Consider the following 19,455-nt stretch of genomic DNA (forward strand, 5'->3'; position numbering starts at 1 on the left):
GAAAAGGTACCTGTAACCCCTAGCGGACTAGGGGTTACATCTGGTGGGCGGTACTGGGTTTGAACCAGCGACCTCTTCCGTGTCAGGGAAGCGCGCTACCACTGCGCCAACCGCCCGAGGTGGAGACGGGATTTGAACCCGTGTACACGGATTTGCAGTCCGTTGCCTCGCCTCTCGGCCACTCCACCGGGTGGAGGGTTACCCTCCCCTTGTGGGTCTGGGAGAGACCTTGATCTCCGAGCGGACGACGAGATTCGAACTCGCGACCCTCACCTTGGCAAGGTGATGCTCTACCAACTGAGCTACGTCCGCCTTGCGCTACCGCTGCTCCCCTTCCGGTTTGCCGCGTTCGGCGCGTAGAGAACATTAGTCCACGGATTCAGCAAAGTGCAAATCGTCGGTTCCTCGGCGCGATCAGGCGCTGACCCGTTCACCCAGCCATTCCGCGATCGCCTGCTCCACCCGCTCGGGCTCCCGGCTCGGCGTGTGCGTCCCGTCCACGAGGACGACGCGCCTCGTCGCACCCTCCTCCGGGAGCCCGAACGGGTCTTTCCTGCCTTGGACGACGAGCACCGGGGCCGACACGGAGTACAACTCGGACCCCCGGTCCGCGCCCTTGGGCGACACGAGCGGGAAAGCGAGGCACAGCACCGCCGAAGCACCCACCTCCGCCGCGGACCGGCACGCCACCCGCGCCCCGAACGAGCGACCACCCACGACCAGGACGCCGCCGGGCACCTGCGCCCGGAGCTGCCCGACCACCTGCACCCACGCCCGCTCGGCGTTGGCGATGGGCGGCGGCACCCTGCGACCGGCGACCCTGTAGGGCTGCTCCACCAGCGCCACGACGCAGCCCGCCTCCAGACCCGCCTTCAGTGCGGCCCTGAGATCTACGGTGTCCACTCCCCCGCCGGCCCCGTGCCCGAGCACCATGAGGCCCGCGGCGCCTGCCGGATAGGACACGTGAGCCCGCGCATTTCCCGTGGTTGTGGGGACCTCCAGGACCTCAGTTCGCATTCTCGTTTCCGATCCGCTAGAGTTTTTCTTCGCTAGGGCGATTGGCGCAGTGGTAGCGCGCTTCGTTCACACCGAAGAGGTCGGCGGTTCGAAACCGCCATCGCCCACTCTAGTGGGGCTTTCCGACGCTGGTTTTGCCCACCGAGGGCCCGGAGGAATGAGGCGATGACAGCACCCGCGATCGTACTCGTGGCCGACGGCCCCGACGACGAAGCTGTGAACTCGTCTCTCGAGGCCATCCTCGAGGACCTCCGCATTGCGCGCAGGGACCTCCGGGTCTTTCTCGGCCGCATCGGCGGCCCCGAGCCCCGGCTCGAAGACGTGGTGAGCCAACTCGTCGCGGACGAGGTGGCAGAGGCGGTGCTGATCCCCCTGGACTTGGTTTCCGCCGCAGATCACGCCCCCGTGCTCGACACTTTCCAGCGTTCTCCAGACATCCACCTGGCTGTCAGTCGCCCCGTGGGCCCGGCCAGCGAACTGCTGAACATCCTCGACGAACGGGTCAGAGAAGCGTTGCACCGCGGCGGCGCCCTCGAGATCGACGGACTCATCCTCGCGGCGCCTGCCGGCGGCGACGTCCGTGGCTCGTCGTTGCTGGCCCGTCGCGCCCGGCAATGGTCGGCCCACCACCGCATCCCGGTTCAGTTGGCGGTCGACGAGGGCAGCGGCAGGGCCACCGCCTCCGCGGTCGCCGCCCTGCGCGGGCAGGGGCGCCGTCACATAGCCGTCGGAGGCGTCTTCCTGGCCCCCACGCCGGACTACCAGGCCCACGCCCATGCGGCGCTGCGCGCTGGGGCCATCGCCGTGACCTCGCCCATCGGGCCCACTCCCCATCTGAGGCAGCTCATCCTCGCCCGCTATGCGTTCGGCGCGATGGAACTGCTCGACGGCACCCCCACCCAGCTGTCCGCGGAGGTCCTGGAGGGCGAGGAGGACTGATCAGCTTGCGATGGCGATTATCATCGTCTTCATGACTGACCAGTACGTCCCGAAGCTGATCAAACCGGATACCGAATGGCGCGAGCAGCTCAGCAAGATGGAGTACCACGTCCTTCGTGAGGCCGGCACGGAGCGGCCGTTCACCGGCGAATACACCGACACCGAGGACGAGGGTGTCTACGAATGCCGGGGCTGCGGCGCGGAACTGTTCCGCAGCAATGAGAAGTTCCACTCAAACTGCGGCTGGCCCAGCTTCTTCGCCCCGCTCGCGGAGGAACGCGTCCGCTACATCGAGGACAGGTCGCTGCCCGGTCGCCCCCGCGTCGAGGTGCGGTGCAGCAACTGTGACGGGCATCTTGGCCACGTCTTCGAGGGCGAGGGTTATGAGACGCCCACCGACCTGCGCTTCTGCATCAATTCCGTATCCCTGAACCTGCGCCGTTCCTGACCCGCCGTTCTCGGCGCGCCACCGCCGAAAAGGGCGGCGGCGCGCTTAGAGTGGCGACGTGCCCGCGAATGTCACCAGCATCACTCCAGAGCCGTTCAGCCGCGCTCTCCGGGAGTTGACGGCCATGAACTGGCGTTCCGGCATCACCGCGGACGAGATCGGCTCTCCACAGCGCATCGCGCCCTACTCGGTGGCCATCGCCGCCGAGCTGCTGGACGACGACGAGCCCTTGGCAACCGGGCGCCTGATCCTGCTCCACGATCCCGCGGGCAACGACGCATGGGCCGGCACCTTCCGCCTCGTGACCTACGTGCGCGCCGAGGTGGACCTGGACATGGTCACAGACCCGCTTCTCCCTGAAGTGGCGTGGTCATGGTTGACCGAAGCGCTGGAGAGCCACGGCTGCGACGCCTCGGCGCTGGCCGGCACGGTGACCGCCTCGTACGGTCGAGGGTTCGGCGAGATGGTTCAGGAACCGGACAGGGCCGACGTCGAACTGCGCTCCTCGTGGACCCCCCAACTCGACGGCGCACACTCCCTCACGCCCCATCTCGCGGCCTGGCAGGACCTGTTGGGGCAGGTGGCTGGGCAACCTCCCCTGCCGCCGGGCGTGGCCACCCTGCCGGTGGGCCGCAACCTATGACATATGTGAACAGCAGCCGCGAGCCCCTCAAGCCCGTCGTCGACACCCCTGAACTCTTGGCGGAGTGCCTCACGGCCCTGCGCGCCGGCAGAGGGCCGGTGGCCTTCGACACGGAGCGGGCGCACGGCCACCGGTACTGGGCGAAGGCCTATCTGCTCCAGATCCGCCGTGAAGGCTCGGGGACGTGGCTGATCGATCCGATCGCCTTCGAGAAGGACGGGGAACTGGCTGACCTCAGCTCACTCGTCGACGCGTGCGGCACCGCCACCTGGATCGTCCACGCCGCCACCCAGGACCTGCCCTGCATGCAGGAGATCAACATCATCCCGCCGCGGATCTTCGACACCGAACTCGCCGCGCGTCTCCTCGCAAAACCCGGCGCATCGCTCGGAGCCCTCCTCGAGGCCGAACTCGGGATCAAACTCCGCAAGGCGCACTCCGCAGACAACTGGTCGCGGCGACCTCTGCCCGAATCCTGGTTGATCTACGCCGCACTCGACGTGGACTACCTCCTCGAACTGTCCAAGGTGTTGGCCACCCACCTGGTGCTGGCCGGTCGCGAAGAATGGTCCGCGCAGGAGAACGACGACATGCTGGCGCGTTTCAGTACGCCGCCGAAGCCCCGTGAGGACCCCTGGCGGCGCCTCAGCGGCCTCACCACCCTCAGGACGCCGATGCAGTACGCCGTGGCCCGCGAACTGTGGCTGGCGCGGGACGAGGTGGCCAGGCGCCGCGACAGGCCGCCAGGCTGGATCCTCCATGATTCGGCCGTGTTGGCGGTCGCCGCCCTGGCCCGCGACACGGTACCGAGCGCGGCGCAGGTCCAGAACCTCCCGGGCTTCAGCTCCCAGCCGGGGCAGCGCTACGTGCGGCACTGGCTGGCCGCACTCGAACGTGTGCGGCACCTGCCGCCCGAACAGTACCCGGCCAAACACCTGCACACCCCCGGCGTGCCGCACCCCAGGTCCTGGGACAAGGCGAATCCTGAGGCAGCGTTGCGCTGGGCAGCGGTGCGGCCCGCCGTCGACGAATTGGCCTGCGACCTGGGGGGGCTCCAGCCCAGCCTGATCGCACCGCCTGCGGTGCTGCAGGAGGCGCTCTACCGTCATTCAGAGGTGACGCGAGAGGTGCTCCTGGAGCTGGGCGCGCGGCCGTGGCAGGCTGACTTCCTGGCCCCCGCCATCGCGGAGGCGCTCGGTCAGGCCTGAGCGTCCTCGACGGTGACGTCGGCCACCTCGGTAGACAGCAGGTCGCCCAGCACCGACAGCGCCGTGGCGGCAGCGGTGAGCCCGATGCGCTCCAGAACCTCGTCGCGTGAGCCGTGCTTGAGGAATTCCTTGGGGATGCCGAAGTTGCGCACCTTCACCGGTGCGTCCTCCATCGCCAACTGTGCCCCGAGCCGCTGGCCGACGCCACCGTCGACGAGGTTGTCCTCCAAGGTGACCACGAGGTCGTAGCCGCTGGCCAGGGCCACGAGGTCTGGGCTCACCGGCAGGGCCCACAGCGGGTCCACGACTGCGGCGGACACCCCCTGGTCATCGAGGCGTTCGGCGAGATCCATCGCCACCCCGACGAACTGCCCGTAGCCCACGATAAGGACCTTCGCCTCTTCGGGCCGGATCAGCACGTCGACGCGGTTGATCCCCTCACCCACGTGGGCGATCTCCGGCATTTCGTCCGGCAGACGTTCCTTCGAGTAGCGCACGACGGTGACCGCATCGTCGACCTCCACGGCATGGTCCAGCGCTGCCACCAGACGGGTCTGGTCGCGGGGTGCGGCCAGTTGGAGATGCGGCACAATGCCCAGGAGCGTCATGTCCCACATGCCGTTGTGGCTGGGCCCGTCCGTGCCGGTCACGCCGGCCCTGTCCAGCACCAGTGTGATGCCGGCCTTGTGGAGCGCCGCGTCCATGAGCACCTGGTCGAGGGCCCGGTTCAGGAACGTGGCGTAGAGGGCGACCACCGGATGCAGGCCGGCGCGCGCCAGGCCGGCAGCGGAGACCACGGCGTGCTGTTCGGCGATACCGACGTCGAAGATCCGGTCCGGGAACGCCGCTGCGAACCGGCCCAGCCCGGTGGGGTTGAGCATGGCCCCGGTGATGGCCACCAGGTCTGGGCGTCGCTGACCGAGCTGCACGATGGCTTCGGCGAACGCGTCCGTCCAGGTGGCCTGCACCGTCGCCGACAGCGGCTCTCCGGTGAACTCGTTGATCTTGCCGACCGCGTGGAAGCGGTCCTCCTCGTGCTCCTCAGCGGCCGGGAAGCCCCGACCCTTGCGCGTCACGCAGTGCACGATCACCGGGCCACCGAACTGGCGTGCCTGTTCAAGGTGGTTGGTGAGGGCCGTGATGTCGTGGCCGTCGATGGGGCCGGTGTACTTGATGCCGATGTCCGAGAACATCGTCTGGGGCGCCAGGACGTCCTTCACGCCGGTCTTGAAACCATGCATGAGGTCATAGACCGGCCGCCCGAACACGGGGACGCGCTTCACGCCGCGCTTGATGACGCTCAGCGTCTTCTCGTAGCGGTGATCCGTGCGGAGGCCGGCCAGGTGGTTGGCCAACCCGCCGACGGTGGGCGTGTAGGAGCGCCCGTTGTCGTTGACGATCACCACGAGGCGTAGGTCGCCGGCGTCAGCGATGTTGTTGAGGGCCTCCCAGGCCATGCCGCCGGTCAGCGCTCCGTCGCCGACGACCGCCACGACGGTGCGGTCCTCCCCCCTGATCCGGAATCCCTTGGCCAGACCCTCGGCCCATGAAAGGGCCGAAGAGGCGTGCGAGTTGCGCACCCAGTCGTGTTCCGACTCATCGGGCTCCGGGTACCCGGAGATGCCCTCCTGCTGGCGGAGGGTGTCGAAGAGAGGGGCGCGGCCGGTGAGAATCTTGTGGACGTAGCTCTGGTGACCGGTGTCGAAGATGATGGGATCTGACGGCGAATCGAAGACCTTGTGGATGGCCATGGTCAATTCGACGACGCCGAGGTTCGGGCCCAGGTGCCCACCGGTGCGGCTGACCTTCGTGATCAGGAAGCGCCTGATCTCGTCAGCCAACTGCACCAGTTGTTTCCTGGACAGCGCCCGCAGGTCATGGGGGCTGTGCACCGAATCCAACAGAGACATGCGGTCAATAGTAGGCCCTAACAACCAATGGGCCGGGTCAACGTGCGGGCGGAGGTCACAGCCGGGGGACGAAACGCACGTCCCGGAGCGCCTGTTCGACGAGTTCCACTCCCCTGGCGACCCGGACCAGCCGGGCTTCTTCCTGCTGCAGGACGACCGCGGCCTGATCGACCGTTGCGGTGTCCACCACGCCCGACAACGAGGTGCGCACACCCGCCAGACTGCTGCGCGTCGCCACCAATTGGGCCGCGACGAACTCCCGCGCCATCCGGGCCAGCACGACAGGGTGACGGCGCAACACCTGGTACCCCCGGTATTCCGACGGGCAGGAGTCCAGCAGGAAAGATTCCGCCGTCTTCAGCCAGCCGCTGGACCCCGGCGGGCGCACGGCCCCGGGCCAACCCGGCGGCACGTACACGCGGATAACTTCATCTTCATCGAACATACCTTCTATTGAAGCTGAACGCCCGGACAAAATCGAGTGCCTGCTCCAATCGACCTCACCTTTCCGCGAGGCCAGGGGTTCAGCTCCGGATCTCCGGGGTCCCCTCCGTGCCCCCCTTCGCGGGGCCGGTGAACAAGCCAACGATCAGCGCTGCGACCGCGCCGACCAACACGAAACGCTTCATCGATGCGAACATGTGATCCTCCAATCGGTTCCCTCCAAGCAGAACCTGACCAGATGACGCGGCGCCCACGGCGACGTGAACTGCAGATGTCGGTCAGATGACGATGTTCAAACCCTCCCGGGCGCGCAGGGGGATGATGCCCGCAGAAGCAGGCAGCCCCCGCAGCCGGCATCGCCTAGCTGAAGGGGCCACTCTCCTGAACGGGAGCTTATGCTCCCCCGTTCAGCGTCTGCTACTTGAACATCACGATGTTGGTGGCCCAGATGTCCATGCGGCAACGCTCCGGGCGGCACCACACGAGAACCGGGCCGGCTCCCGAAAGGGAACCGGCCCGGTTCGTCTGTGCTCAGATCAGGCGTTGGCCAGATTACGCAGCACGTACTGCAGGATGCCGCCGTGCTGGAAGTAACTGCGCTCCCCCGGCGTGTCGATGCGGACGAGAGCCTCGAACACGGTCTCCTTGCCGTCGGGGCTCACCGCGGTGACCTTGACGGTCTTCGGCGTCACGTTGTTGTTGAGCTCGGAGATGCCTTCGAAGGAGAAGGTCTCCTCACCGGTCAGGCCCAGGGAATCGGCGCTCTCGCCCGCCGGGAACTGCAGCGGGAGAACGCCCATGCCGATGAGGTTGGAGCGGTGGATCCGCTCGTAGCTCTCGGCGATGACGACCTTGACGCCCAGCAGCGCGGTGCCCTTGGCCGCCCAGTCACGCGAGGAACCGGAGCCGTACTCCTTGCCCGTCAGCACGACGAGCGGGGTGCCCTGCTCGGCGTAGTTGACGGCCGCGTCGTAGACGGTGGCGACGGGGGCGTCGGCCTGGGTGAAGTCACGTGTGAAGCCGCCCTCGGTGCCCGGTGCGATCTGGTTGCGCAGCCGGATGTTGGCGAACGTGCCGCGGATCATCACTTCGTGGTTGCCGCGACGGGAACCGTACGAGTTGAAGTCACGACGCTCGACCCCATTGGCCGTCAGGTACTCGCCGGCGGGCGAGTCCGCCTTGATGGAGCCGGCCGGAGAGATGTGGTCCGTGGTGACCGAGTCGCCCAGCTTCAGCAGGACCCGGGCGCCGGAGACGTCCTCGACGGGCGCCGGGTCGGCCGGCATGCCCTCGAAGTACGGGGGCTTGCGGACGTAGGTGGAGTCGTGCTCCCACTCGAACGTGTCGCCGTCCGGGGTGGGCAGCGAGCGCCAGCGGTCGTCGCCGCTGAACACGTCGGCGTAGCGCGAGGAGAACATCTCCGCGCTGATCGACCCGGCGACGACCTCTTCGATCTCCGCCTGGGTGGGCCAGATGTCGGCCATGAACACGTCATTGCCGTCCTGGTCCTGGCCGAGCGGCTCCGAGAAGAGGTCGATGTCCATCGTGCCGGCGAGCGCGTAGACGATGACCAGCATGGGGCTGGCCAGGTAGTTCATCTTCACGTCCGGGTTGATGCGACCCTCGAAGTTGCGGTTGCCCGAGAGCACCGCCGAGACGGCGAGGTCGTGCTCGTTGATGGCCTCGGAGACCTCGGTGATGAGCGGACCGGAGTTGCCGATGCAGGTGACGCAGCCGTAGCCGACGAGGTTGAACCCGATGGCGTCGAGGTACTGCGTGAGGCCGGCCTTCTCGTAGTAGTCCGTGACCACCTGTGAGCCCGGCGCCAGCGAAGTCTTGACCCACGGCTTGCGGGTGAGGCCCTTCTCGACGGCCTTCTTGGCCACCAGTGCGGCGCCGATCATCACGCTCGGGTTCGAGGTGTTCGTGCATGAGGTGATCGACGCGATGGTGACCGCGCCGTGATCGAGATCGAAGCTCGAGCCGTCCGCCAGCGTGACGGGCACCTTCTTGACCACACGGTCAGGCGAGGCGCCGTTCCCTGCGCCGTGCGGCGCGGGCGAGTTGTCCGTCTCGCCAGGAGTGGGCTCGGTGGGGTCCGAGGCGTCCATCGTGGAGTTCACGGCCCTGTCGTAGCCGTTGTAGTCGGCCTCCGGCTCGCCCACGTAGGCGACCAGTTCCTGATGGAACGCGGTCTTCGACTGGTCCAGCCTGATGCGGTCCTGGGGGCGACGGGGCCCGGCGATGGACGGGACGACGGTGGAGAGGTCCAGTTCGATGTACTCGGAGAAGACGGGCTCGATCGAGGGGTCGTGCCACAGGCCCTGGGCCTTGGCGTAGGTCTCGACGAGGGCGATCTGCTCCTCATCACGGCCGGTCAGGCGCAGGTAGTCGGTGGTCTTCGCGTCGATCGGGAACACGGCGATGGTCGAGCCGTATTCGGGGCTCATGTTGCCGATGGTGGCGCGGTTGGCCAGCGGGACCTCGGCCACGCCGTCACCGTAGAACTCGACGAACTTGCCGACCACCTTGTGCTCACGCAGCATCTCCGTGATGGTCAGCACGAGGTCGGTGGCGGTGGTGCCTTCGCTCAGCTTGCCGGTCAGCTTGAAGCCGACGACGCGCGGGATGAGCATGGAGACGGGCTGGCCCAGCATGGCCGCCTCCGCCTCGATGCCGCCCACACCCCAGCCGACGACGCCCAGGCCGTTGACCATGGTGGTGTGCGAATCCGTGCCCACGCAGGTGTCGGGGTAGGCCTGCACCACACCGTCGACGCTGCGAGGGAAGACGACGCGGGCCAGGTGCTCGATGTTGACCTGGTGCACGATGCCGGTGCCGGGCGGCACCACCTTGAAGTTGTCGAACGCGGTCTGGCCCCAGCGGAGGAACTGGTAACGCTCGCGGTTGCGCTGGTATTCGATGTCGGTGTTCTGCTGGAACGCGGTGGGCGTGCCGAAGACGTCGGCGATCACGGAGTGGTCGATGACCATCTCGGCCGGCGACAGCGGGTTGACCTTGGAGGCGTCACCGCCCAGGGCGACGACGGCCTCGCGCATGGTGGCCAGGTCGACGACGCAGGGTACGCCGGTGAAGTCCTGCATGATCACGCGCGCCGGCGTGAACTGGATCTCGTGGTCGGGTTCCGCAGTCGGGTCCCAGTTCCCCAGGAACTCGATGTCTTCCTTGGTGATGTTGGCACCATCTTCGGTGCGCAACAGGTTCTCCAGGAGGACCTTGAGGCTGAAAGGCAACTTCTCGGAGCCCGGCACGGAGTCGAGCCGGAAGATCTCGTACGAGGTGCCGTTGACGTCGAGGCTCGACTTCGCCCCGAAACTGTTGACGCTCATCCTTCTCCTTTACTTGGCTGACGCCAGGTTCTCTTGATATCAAGATACCGCACAAGCTGCGGGCGCGCGGCGGCGTCGCCATCCTTCGCCCATCCTAGGGGGTCAGCCGCTGCCTAAGAGGCTGGGTGGAGGATCGCGACGCACTCGACGTGGTGCGTCATCGGGAACAGGTCGAAGCCCCGGATGGAAACGGGCGCGTAGCCCTCAGCGGCGAACGTCTTCAGGTCGCGCGCCAGTGCAGCCGGGTCGCACGCGACATAGGCGATGGCCCGTGGGCGCCGGGCCGCCACCGCCCGAACCACGCCGGCTCCCGCGCCCTTGCGCGGTGGGTCCAGCACGATCAGGTCCGCCCACTCCGGCAACTGCCGGTCAGCGCGCTCGACGGGCAGGGCGTAGAACTCGCCCTCGGGTACGTTGCGCCTGGCCAGTTCAACTGCGCCGCGGCCAGCCTCGACCCCCAGCACCAGGCAGCCGGCGTCGGCCAATGCACCGGCGAACAGGCCGACGCCGCAGTAGAGGTCCATGGCCCGCTCCCCCGGCTCGGGACGCAGCCCGTCCAGCACGGCTCGGCTCAGGGTTTCGGCGGCGGCCGGGTGCACCTGCCAGAATCCGCTGGCGGCGACGGTGTAGGTCCGTCCGAGCACCTTCTGCTGCACGGGATCCGGTCCCTTGAGGCGACGACCGCTGATCAACGTCACGCTCCGGTCCGCCACGGTCACCTCCAGGTCGACGCCGGGATCTGCGAACGCCTGCAGTTTTTCCAGAGTGGGCCCGGGGGCGGCGATGAGGCAACCCTGGTCCGGCAGCGGCACGATGTCGTGCGAGCGCCGGGCCCGGAGGCCGACCGAGCCGTCGTCGTCGACGGCGTAGCGAACGCGGGTGCGCCAGTCGAGCAGACCTCCGGGCACCGCCTCGACTTCGCCGTCCCAGGTGAGCCCGGCGAGCCGCTCGAGCTGCTCGGCCACCACCGCTGTCTTGAGGGCGAGCTGCGTGTCGGCATCGGCGTGCTGCCAGTCGCAGCCACCGCACCTGCCTGCGATGGGGCAGGGCGGGACCACGCGCCCGGGCGCCGCGTCGAGCACCTCCGTCACGCGGCCGCGGTCGAACTTGCTGCCGCGGTCCGTGATCTCCAGCCGGACCCGCTCCCCCGGCAACCCGCCGGTGACGAAGACGACCTTCCCGTCGAGCCGCCCGACGATATACCCGCCGTGCGCCACGCGCTCCAACATGACCTCGGTCATCATCTACCGATCCTTGGTTGAGACGCGCGACGGGTCAGGTCGCGGCGCCTGCCCGAACTGCGCAACTGATAGGGCACCGACGTCACCATGACGCCCTGCATGAAGTGCAGCCTGGTGCGGATGAGCAGCGCCGTCTGGTTGTGCAGCAGCTGTTCCCACCAGTGTCCGACGACGTACTCGGGGATGTAGACGCTGACGACGTCGCGCGGATTCTCCGAGCGAAGCTCACTGACGTACCGGATGAAAGGCCCCGTGATCTCGCGGTAGGGCGACGCGATCACCTTGAGCGGGACGCCGAAGTCCTCGTCCTCCCACTCGTCCAGGATCTGCTCCACCTCGTCGTCGTCGATGGCGACGGTCACCGCGGTGAGCGTCGTGGGCCGGGTGGCGCGGGCGAACGCGATGGCCTTGACCGTGGGCAGGTTGACCCGCTGCACGAGGATGACCCCGCGGACCCGGCTCGGGAGGGCGCGATCGGATTCCGGAGTGAGGGCCAGTTCCCTCGACACCGCCTTGTAGTGGTTCGAGATGGCGAGCATGACGAGGAACATCGCGCCCATCGCGACGAGGGCGAGGTACGCACCGTGCGTGAACTTGGAGATCAGCACCACGAGCAGCACGATCCCGGTGAGGGAGGCGCCGATGAAGTTGATCACCCGGCTCCGCACCATCTGGCGGCGCGCCTCGGGGTCGTGTTCGGTACGCAGCGCGACGGTCCAGTGCCGCACCATCCCAACTTGCCCCACCGTGAAGGAGATGAACACCCCGACGACGTACAGCTGGATGAGGGCCGTGACCGAGGCGTTGAAGGCCAGGACCAGGGCGATGGCGCCCAGCGACAGCATCACGATGCCGTTGGAGTACGCCAGCCGGTCACCGCGCGAGTGCAGCTGGCGTGGGAGGTACCCGTCCTTGGCCAGGATCGACGCCAGGGAGGGGAACCCGTTGAAGGCGGTGTTGGCCGCGAGGAACAGGATCAGCATGGTGGCCGTGATCATGATGTAGAAGCCGGGCTGGAACCAGTCCATGAACACCACACGGGCCAACTGCCCCGTCACCGTGGTGGCGGCGCTGTGGATGGTGTTGCCCGCGGCGTCGACGTAGTGGGTGCCGGTCAGCTCGTCGATGAGGTGCACCTTGGTGAGGTTGGCCAGCGAGATGATGCCCACCAGCATGGTGATGGCCATGAGGCCCAGCAGCGCCAGCACCGTGGCGGCGTTGCGGCTCTTGGGCGGCCGGAACGCCGGCACCCCGTTGCTGATGGCCTCCACGCCGGTCAGCGCCGCGCAACCCGAAGAGAAGGCGCGGGCGAGGATGGCGATCAGGGCCCAGCCGGCCAGGTCGGCCGCGCCGTCGGGCCGCACGACGATCAGGTCTGCGGTCTCCGACTTGAGGTCGTGGCCCAGGACGAAGATGCGCAGGAGACCGATGGCGATCATCGAAAGCATGGAGACCATGAAGACGTAGGTGGGGACCGCGAACGCGCTGCCGGACTCTCGCACGCCGCGCAGGTTCACCAGGGTGAGGAACGCGATCACGCCCACCGCCGTCCAGGCTTCGTAGCCCTGCAGGAACGGCGCCATAGCCTTGGCGTTGATCACGCCGGCGGAGACCGACACCGCGACGGTCAGCACGTAATCCACCATGAGGGCCGACGCGACCGTCAGCGCGGCATGCCGGCCGAGGTTCTCGCGCGCCACTTCATAGTCTCCGCCGCCGCCGGGATAGGCGTGGACGGTCTGCCTATACGACGCGACTACCACCGCCACGACGATGGCTACCAGCAGGCCGATCTCCCAGGAGAAGAGGAAACCCGCCATGCCTGCCAGTGACAGCGTGATGAGGATCTCGTCGGGCGCATACGCCACGGAGCTCAGCGCGTCGGAGGCGAACACGGGCAGCGCGATGCGTTTCGGCAGCAGCGTCTCGCCCATCTGGGCGTTGGCCAGACGTCGTCCCACCACCATGCGCTTGAGCGCCGAGATCACGTTCACAACGCTCAACGTAGACCTGTTCCCCCCAAATGTCATCGGCGCACCCTGGTGCTATGTTCTGAACACACGGGTGCTCATCCCGACCGTCGGAGGAGACAAGGGTGCATATCGTCATCATGGGCTGCGGCCGCGTGGGGGCCATGCTCGCCACGGGTCTCGAGAAGCGGGGCCACAGCGTGGGGGTCATCGACCAGAACCCTGAAGCGTTCCGCCGGCTGGGCAACGACTTCAAGGGACTCACCGTGGAAGGTATCGGGTTCGACCGCGAGGTGCTGGAGGCCGCCGGCATCCGGCGGGCAGACGCCTTCGCTGCGGTCAGCTCCGGCGACAACTCCAACATCCTCTCGGCCCGCGTGGTGCGGGAGAACTACCACGTCGACAACGTGGTGGCCCGCATCTACGATCAGGGCCGCGCCGAGGTGTTCGAACGATTGGGCATCCCCACTGTCGCGACGGTCAAGTGGACCGTGACCCAGATGCTCCGCCGGCTGCTCCCCGCGGGCAGCCAGCCGGTGTGGTCAGACCCCACCGGGGACGCCCGCCTCATGCAGATCCACGTGCACAACGGCTGGGTGGGCCGACGGGTCAGCGAGCTGTCGGCGGCCGCCGACGCGCCCATCCCGTTCCTCCTGCGGGTGGGACGCGGCCTGGTCCCGGACCGCGACACGATCTATCAGGACGGCGACCTCATCTTCGTCGCCTGCTACACCGAGCGGGTCGATGAACTCGAGACGCTCTTCGCCAACGCCCCCGGCCGGAACTAGGAGGACGAGATGCGCGTCGCCATCGCGGGAGCAGGCAACGTGGGCCGCTCCATCGCCCGTGAACTGATCGCCAACGGCCACCAGGTCCTACTGATCGAGAAGGACCGCTCCGCCATTCACCGCGGGGCTGTGCCCGGTGCCACCTGGCTCGAGGCTGACGCCTGCGAGCTCAGCTCGCTCGAGGAGGCGGAGCTGGACCGCTACGACGTGGCCATCGCGGCCACCGGTGATGACAAGGCCAACCTCGTCCACTCCCTGCTCGCCAAGACCGAATTCGGCGTGCCCCGCACCGTGGGCCGGGTCAACCACCCGGGCAACGAATGGATGTTCGACGACCAGTGGGGCGTCGACGTCTCCGTCTCCACCCCCCGCCTGATGTCGGCCCTCGTCGAGGAGGCCGTCTCCACCGGCGACCTGGTGCGGCTGCTCACCTTCACCAAGTCGACGACGCATCTCTCTGAGATCCGGCTTCCCGTGGGTTCGCGCTTCATCGGCCACCGCATCCGCGACATCCAACTGCCCGGCGATGCCGTGCTCGTCGCGATCATCCGCGACGGGGCGCCGCTGACGCCCGAACGCGACCGTGCCTTCGAGGCGAGCGATGAACTGCTGTTCCTGGTCACCCAGGAATCGGAGCCGGACCTGGCCGAGCTGTTCGACCCGGAATCCGAGCCTGAGGAAAGCTAGGGGATGATCTCGAAGTCCGGGTTGTAGATCACCGGATTTCCGTCCTCGTCGGCGAGCCTGCCCGCGACGCGGATGTGGCGCCCAGGCATGAGGCATTCGAGCCGGCTGCGGCCCATCCAGATGAGGCGGACGGTGCCGGAGCCGTCGTTGACCTCCGCCTCGAGCCAACCGTTCTCGGCATCAGAGGTGATGGAGACGATCTCGCCGCGGAGCTTCACACGGCTGCGCGGCTCGCACCGTACCAGTTGCTGTGCCCCGCTGTCCTCGGCGCGCTGGATCAGCTCAGTGGCCTCCAACTCTTCGATCGGGGTCACCCAGCGCCGCAGCCGCTCTCGGAGCGACGTACGAGTCATTTCTCAGTCCTCCTGCGCCGCCTGCTGCTGGGCCTGCTGCGGCACCGTCATGGGGAGCAGGCTGCCAGGTGCTGCCGGCGCGGTGCCGCGACGGACGACGAGGGCGCTGAAGAACTCCCGCAGCGCCACCTGGATGTCTTCATTGTTGGGCTCGAACGTTGCCTTCCCCAGGAGAACACCCCGGAGCACCCATCCGGGGCCGGGCACCAACCAGGTGCGCGACACGTGCATGGCGGGATTGCCGTTCGGGTCTGTCATCGGCAGCGACCGGCGGACCTCGGCACCGAAGGGACCCTCGACCAGTTCGATGCGCCCCTTCTGCTGCTGGGTGGCGCGGATGATCTCGGAGCGGATCTCAGGCACCATCGACGACTTTCCGGGGCCGGCGAAGACCGCCACCTCAAGCGCCGACTGGTTACCGTCGCCCACGAGCAGGGACTGCACAGTGTTGGTGTCCTTGTTGACCTGCAGCTGCAGGGACATGCCTTCGAAGGGCGTGAGCACGAGCGTGCCCAGATCCAGGCGCTGCACCTCGTCGGCGTCGGCCTCAAGGTCCACCTCTTCGATGTCGAAGGGGCCCCAGTCACGGTCGAATTCGGCGTCCCACAGGGCCGCCTGGGCCTCGATCGGCGTCACTTCGGGCCGCGCCTCGGCTTCTGCCGGCCGGTCTTCCACTTCTTCCGCGATGCGCTCGTCCACCACTTCAGTGGCCGACCGGTTCTGTTCGGCCTCAGCGGGGCGCTTCTTGCGTCCGAAAATCACAGGTCTTCCTTCTGGTCTCAGGGTGTGGTGAAACCACCAGTTGAACCATACCCACCGATCCCGCGCGAAGTCTCATCGAGATCGTCCACAGGCGTGAAAGAGGCCGTCACGAAAGGCATGATCAGCAACTGCGCGACCCGGTCCCCGGCGAGGAGCCGGATGGGGTTGTGCAGGTCCAGGTTGATGAGGCATACCTTGATCTCGCCGCGGTAGCCGGCGTCGATGACCCCGGGTGAGTTGACGATGCTCAGACCGGCGCGCGCCGCGAGACCTGACCGGGGCGTGACCAGCCCGACGTGACCGTCGGGGATGGCCACCGCGACTCCAGTGCCCACGAGGCGGCGCTCCCCCGGCGCCAACACCACGTCCTCCGTCGTACGGAGATCAGCGCCGGCGTCGCCCGGGTGCGCGTAGCTGGGGAGGTGCCCGTCGGCAGCGACGGTGTTGATGTTCATCGCGCAATCTCGCTGAGCGCTGCGGCGAGTTCTGCGGGGCGCCGGGTGCTGACGAGCCACCGCGAGTGCGGGTCTGCCGGGTCCGCCAACTCAACCCGCACCAGGCCGTCGATGAAGGGTCTGGTGAAGAGGAACTCGCGGTTGTCGGCGCCGGGGCCGAGCGCCTGACGGGCCGCCTCGCCCTCGAGCGCGGTCACCTCGCCGATGTATTCCCGCTCGAGCCTGTTGCGCCCCGCGGTGAAGGCTTCGCCGTTGACGCTCAGGCGGGTGGCGCTGTAGGCGACGAGGCCCAGCCCGACGCCCACGAGGGTCAACGCGACGACGCTGATGGCCAACCACAGTTCGAGGTAGGCGAGCACGGCGACGGCGATACTTGCCACGAACAGGAGGCCGATCACGATCCACCACCAGGGGATGTGCAGGCGTTCGGAATAGCTCACGACAGTCACCTTAACCCGTGGGCATAATGGGCATGGATCTGGTGCCGGCGAAAGGAACCTTCATGGCAATGACCGAGAAGATCATGTGGAAGCTCTATGCGGGAGCTGCAGGTGCCGTCACGACGATGGTGGTGCAGAAGACCATCACGAAGGTCTGGGAGGCCGCCACCGGTGAACCGCCGCCGGACCCCAATGACCCGGAGGCCCCGCTGGTCAACGGCCTCATCTGGGCAGCCGCCAGCGGCCTGGGGGTGGGAGTGGCGCAGCTCGTCATGAACCGCTACGTGCATCGCCGCTGGATGGCCAATTACAGCCACAACGGCCCGGGCAAGCTGCGCTCACGCCTCACCTGACCCAGCTCTCAGACGCAGTCCACGCAGTAGTACTGGCCGTTGCGTTCCTCCGCGAGCTGCGGGCGGGCCTTCACGAGGAAGCATGAAGCACACGTGAACTCGTTCGCCTGCCGCGGCAGGACGCGCACGGTCAGTTCTTCGTGGGAGAGGTCAGCTCCCGGGAGTTCGAAGGATTCGGCCGCCTCGACCTCGTCCTCGTCAACCTTGCCCGAGTTCTTGTCAGCGCGACGCGACTTCAACTCCTCAAGCGAATCCTCGCTCATCTCCTCGTCGGTCTTGCGGGGAGCGTCGTAGTCCGTTGCCATCCGTGTATGTCCTTTCGTTGCCGCGATCGCGCTATGTGTACCACATCCCGCCAAAATGTGGGATACCCGCTCGGCGCCTGTGGTTGAGAATGTGCACTCCCAGCGCTCTGCCTACCGCGCGACGAGGGCGTACGCTGGTAAGTTGTCCCAGACAGTAGCCAGCCGTACGAGGAGCCCAATGGACCACTCTCTGACCCCACGGGAGATCCAGACCCGTGTCCGTGCGGGTGCCTCCATCGAAGATCTGGTTGCGGAGAGCGGAATGCCGGCCGAGCGCATCGACGCATTCGCCGGCCCAGTGCTCGCGGAGCGCGAACATGTCGCCCAGACGGCCCAGGTGTCCACGGTGCGCCGTCGGGGCGAGTCCGGCACACACAGGCGTCTCGGCGAACTGATCGCCACGAGGCTCCGCACGCGCAGCATCGACGCCGACGACGTCACGTGGGACGCGTGGCGCCAGTCAGACCTCAAGTGGCGCATCATCGCCCGCCTCACATCCAACGTCGAGGCGGAGTCAAGGTTGGCCGAGTTCGTGTTCGACCCCAAGGGTCGCTTCTCGGTGGCCCACAACTCCGACGCCCGCTGGATGATCGGCGAGGAGGCGCGCGGCGACGCTCCCCCGGAGGAAGAGAACACCATCGACTTCCACGATGAGCTCGCCCTGGTGCGGGCCACGCAACCCGTTTCCCACCCCGGCGACGAGGTGCCTTCGTCGGAGTTGATGCACGACAGCAACGAGGACACCTCCGAACTCGACAGCCTGTATGACATGTTGAGCGGCATCAGCGAAGACTCGGTACGCATCTACACCGGCATCCTGGACCCTGTCCAGCCGGAGGAGGCCCCCGTGCTCGCTCCCGAGGCACAAGACGTCGAGGAACCCGTCGTGGATGAACCGGCTGGAGACCTCACCGCCCCCGAGAACCCGGCCGAGGAGGCACCGCAGGATGAGGTCACAACGGTGATCGAGGAGGAGCCGGTGACCGAGGTGGATGAACCCACCCAGGACGCCCTCGTCGAGGCTGAGGACGAGCAGCAGAAGCCCAGCCGCCGTCGCCGTCGGGCGAAGGTTCCCAGCTGGGACGAGATCATGTTCGGCGGCCCCACCAAGTAGCAGGCGGGGGCACGGCACGAAAGAACCCCGGGCTTCAAGCAGTTCTGCTTTGAAGCCCGGGGTTCCGTTTCAGTCAATGATCAGCTGAACGCCCGGGCCGGGCGCGGACGCCCGGCTCAGGTGTGGATCAGCCTCGCTTCTCGGGTCCTCCGAACAACTCTCCGGCACCGGATCGACGACCACGGGGGCTCGTTCGACACGGAGCGGAACTCCAGTTCGCCGACGGTGGCGTGCGGATCCGTCGTGGAGTGGTTCTCCGTGATCACGATGCGCACATAACGCGCCGACACATCGAGGTCAATGTCCGTGGCAGCCCTGCCCGCAGACAGCGTCTTGGCCACCGGCTGTCGCGCCGGTGATGATCTCGCCGGTGAGCGACGCCCACGACGAGTTTTCGGTGATGACCTGCTCCGAGAAGCGCCCGTCCACATCGGTCACGCGGCGCAGGTGCTTACCGGCGAGGGTGCGATACACCACCGGCAGCACCAGATGGGCGGTGCCGTCAGCGTCGGTCATGAACCGACCCTGGATCAAAGCATCCTCGAACTTGGTCGCGCCCGGCGCGGGGGCTGTGATGGGCTCCTGCGAGAGTTGGATGGTCACCAAGCTGTTGGGGGTGAGGCCGGAAAGATCCGCGACCAGGCGCGAGTTGTCCTGGATCGTGGCTTCAGCGTTCAGCACGTCGACGCCCGGAGCGACGCACACGTCGGGCGACCATTCGACGGGAGCGGCGTACCCGGCCTCAACGCCGACCTTGCCGGTCACGACGCGCCCATCGGAGAAGGTCACCGTGGCATCGAACGAGCCTTCGGCGGCATAGGCGTGCTCAGCACTCACCAGGTGGCGCGAGCCTGAGTGCACCGGGGTGGGCTCCTGGACCAGCGTGAAGGTGGCGTCCACCACTGGTGAGCCATCACCGAAGTGGCAGGTTCCGCGAGCATTGCTGTGCCGGGGGCCGCCTTGGCGTTCACAGCGGCGGCTTCAACGTCCCACGCAACCTTGGGGCTGTCGCAGAAGTAGGAGTCTCA

General features: G+C 67.3%; 20 protein-coding genes and 4 tRNA genes. 9 read left to right on the top strand and 15 right to left on the bottom strand.

The genetic code is table 11. The features are described 5' to 3' along the window. Positions 1–41: 41 nt before the first annotated feature. From J7D54_RS07815 to J7D54_RS07830, 4 genes are all read right to left on the bottom strand, one after another. Positions 42–116, bottom strand: a tRNA-Val gene (locus tag J7D54_RS07815). A gap of 1 nt (position 117) precedes the next feature. Next, a tRNA-Cys gene (locus J7D54_RS07820) sits at positions 118–188 on the bottom strand. 51 nt (positions 189–239) lie between these two features. Beyond that, a tRNA-Gly gene (locus J7D54_RS07825) sits at positions 240–312 on the bottom strand. Positions 313–414: 102 nt separating this feature from the next. Continuing rightward, positions 415–963: an alpha/beta family hydrolase gene (locus tag J7D54_RS07830; RefSeq protein WP_209455093.1), complete on the bottom strand. Its 549-nt coding sequence runs from the start codon at positions 961–963 to the stop codon at positions 415–417. Between the two features lie 89 nt (positions 964–1,052). Between J7D54_RS07830 and J7D54_RS07835 the strand changes: the two genes are divergently transcribed. The 5 genes from J7D54_RS07835 to J7D54_RS07855 all read left to right on the top strand — a co-directional run bounded on the left by J7D54_RS07835 (position 1,053) and on the right by J7D54_RS07855 (position 4,255). Beyond that, a tRNA-Val gene (locus J7D54_RS07835) sits at positions 1,053–1,124 on the top strand. A 58-nt stretch (positions 1,125–1,182) separates the two neighbouring features. Next, the gene (locus J7D54_RS07840; protein WP_182763406.1) at positions 1,183–1,956 is read left to right on the top strand and encodes a sirohydrochlorin chelatase; all 774 of its coding nucleotides are present in this window, start codon (positions 1,183–1,185) and stop codon (positions 1,954–1,956) included. A gap of 31 nt (positions 1,957–1,987) precedes the next feature. Beyond that, positions 1,988–2,404 (top strand): peptide-methionine (R)-S-oxide reductase MsrB, encoded by a 417-nt coding sequence (gene msrB, locus J7D54_RS07845; RefSeq protein ID WP_182763407.1) that lies wholly within the window; start codon positions 1,988–1,990, stop codon positions 2,402–2,404. 58 nt (positions 2,405–2,462) lie between these two features. Continuing rightward, positions 2,463–3,047, top strand: a complete 585-nt coding sequence (locus J7D54_RS07850) for a DUF3000 domain-containing protein (protein WP_245243911.1) — start codon at positions 2,463–2,465, stop codon at positions 3,045–3,047. Then, complete coding sequence (locus J7D54_RS07855; RefSeq protein WP_182763408.1) at positions 3,044–4,255, top strand: HRDC domain-containing protein; 1,212 nt, start codon at positions 3,044–3,046, stop codon at positions 4,253–4,255. Before J7D54_RS07850 ends, J7D54_RS07855 begins: the two co-directional genes overlap by 4 nt. Here J7D54_RS07855 and dxs read toward each other — a convergent pair. The 5 genes from dxs to J7D54_RS07880 form a co-directional block, all read right to left on the bottom strand. Next, complete coding sequence (dxs, locus tag J7D54_RS07860) at positions 4,246–6,165, bottom strand: 1-deoxy-D-xylulose-5-phosphate synthase (RefSeq protein ID WP_182763409.1); 1,920 nt, start codon at positions 6,163–6,165, stop codon at positions 4,246–4,248. The genes J7D54_RS07855 and dxs overlap by 10 nt on opposite strands. Before the next feature lie 55 nt (positions 6,166–6,220). Next, a complete protein-coding gene (locus J7D54_RS07865) occupies positions 6,221–6,610 on the bottom strand; it encodes a hypothetical protein (RefSeq protein ID WP_182763410.1) in 390 nt (129 codons plus the stop codon). A 535-nt stretch (positions 6,611–7,145) separates the two neighbouring features. Then, entirely contained in the window at positions 7,146–9,959 is a 2,814-nt protein-coding gene (locus tag J7D54_RS07870) for an aconitate hydratase (RefSeq protein WP_182763411.1), read from the bottom strand. Between the two features lie 113 nt (positions 9,960–10,072). Next, on the bottom strand, positions 10,073–11,203 hold the full coding sequence (locus J7D54_RS07875; protein WP_182763412.1) for a class I SAM-dependent RNA methyltransferase: 1,131 nt from the start codon (positions 11,201–11,203) through the stop codon (positions 10,073–10,075). After that, the gene (locus J7D54_RS07880) at positions 11,200–13,194 is read right to left on the bottom strand and encodes an APC family permease (protein WP_182763413.1); all 1,995 of its coding nucleotides are present in this window, start codon (positions 13,192–13,194) and stop codon (positions 11,200–11,202) included. The genes J7D54_RS07875 and J7D54_RS07880 overlap by 4 nt, the downstream gene beginning before the upstream one ends. A 116-nt stretch (positions 13,195–13,310) precedes the next feature. On the opposite strand from J7D54_RS07880, the gene J7D54_RS07885 reads away from it, so the two are divergent. Both J7D54_RS07885 and J7D54_RS07890 read left to right on the top strand, forming a co-directional pair. Then, entirely contained in the window at positions 13,311–13,958 is a 648-nt protein-coding gene (locus tag J7D54_RS07885; RefSeq protein ID WP_182763667.1) for a TrkA family potassium uptake protein, read from the top strand. A gap of 9 nt (positions 13,959–13,967) precedes the next feature. Continuing rightward, positions 13,968–14,645 (top strand): TrkA family potassium uptake protein, encoded by a 678-nt coding sequence (locus tag J7D54_RS07890; protein WP_076058776.1) that lies wholly within the window; start codon positions 13,968–13,970, stop codon positions 14,643–14,645. On the opposite strand, the gene J7D54_RS07895 is transcribed toward J7D54_RS07890, so the two are convergent. From J7D54_RS07895 to J7D54_RS07910, 4 genes are read right to left on the bottom strand one after another with little or no spacing between them, the layout of a single operon-like run. Then, positions 14,642–14,998, bottom strand: a complete 357-nt coding sequence (locus J7D54_RS07895; RefSeq protein ID WP_182763414.1) for an OB-fold nucleic acid binding domain-containing protein — start codon at positions 14,996–14,998, stop codon at positions 14,642–14,644. The two genes, J7D54_RS07890 and J7D54_RS07895, sit on opposite strands and share 4 nt — an antisense overlap. 3 nt (positions 14,999–15,001) lie before the next feature. Continuing rightward, entirely contained in the window at positions 15,002–15,760 is a 759-nt protein-coding gene (locus tag J7D54_RS07900; RefSeq protein ID WP_182763415.1) for a DUF3710 domain-containing protein, read from the bottom strand. Positions 15,761–15,777: 17 nt separating this feature from the next. Further along, a complete protein-coding gene (gene dut / locus J7D54_RS07905) occupies positions 15,778–16,215 on the bottom strand; it encodes a dUTP diphosphatase (RefSeq protein WP_182763416.1) in 438 nt (145 codons plus the stop codon). Next, positions 16,212–16,655, bottom strand: coding sequence for a DUF3093 domain-containing protein (locus J7D54_RS07910; RefSeq protein ID WP_182763417.1), 444 nt, complete (start codon positions 16,653–16,655; stop codon positions 16,212–16,214). The genes dut and J7D54_RS07910 overlap by 4 nt, the downstream gene beginning before the upstream one ends. A gap of 62 nt (positions 16,656–16,717) precedes the next feature. Here J7D54_RS07910 and J7D54_RS07915 point away from each other — a divergent pair, with 62 nt between their 5' ends. Next, positions 16,718–17,008, top strand: a complete 291-nt coding sequence (locus tag J7D54_RS07915) for a DUF4235 domain-containing protein (RefSeq protein ID WP_083665330.1) — start codon at positions 16,718–16,720, stop codon at positions 17,006–17,008. An 8-nt stretch (positions 17,009–17,016) separates the two neighbouring features. Here J7D54_RS07915 and J7D54_RS07920 read toward each other — a convergent pair whose 3' ends face one another. Then, entirely contained in the window at positions 17,017–17,313 is a 297-nt protein-coding gene (locus J7D54_RS07920; RefSeq protein WP_076058767.1) for a DUF4193 domain-containing protein, read from the bottom strand. A 55-nt stretch (positions 17,314–17,368) separates the two neighbouring features. Between J7D54_RS07920 and sepH the strand changes: the two genes are divergently transcribed. Then, complete coding sequence (gene sepH, locus J7D54_RS07925) at positions 17,369–18,427, top strand: septation protein SepH (protein WP_255433605.1); 1,059 nt, start codon at positions 17,369–17,371, stop codon at positions 18,425–18,427. A 297-nt stretch (positions 18,428–18,724) separates the two neighbouring features. Here the strand turns inward: sepH and J7D54_RS07930 are convergent, their stop codons facing one another. Then, a complete protein-coding gene (locus tag J7D54_RS07930; RefSeq protein WP_182763419.1) occupies positions 18,725–19,327 on the bottom strand; it encodes a hypothetical protein in 603 nt (200 codons plus the stop codon). Between the last annotated feature and the right edge of the window lie 128 nt (positions 19,328–19,455).

This window comes from Tessaracoccus sp. MC1865 (assembly GCF_017815535.1).
GTDB lineage: Bacteria > Actinomycetota > Actinomycetes > Propionibacteriales > Propionibacteriaceae > Arachnia.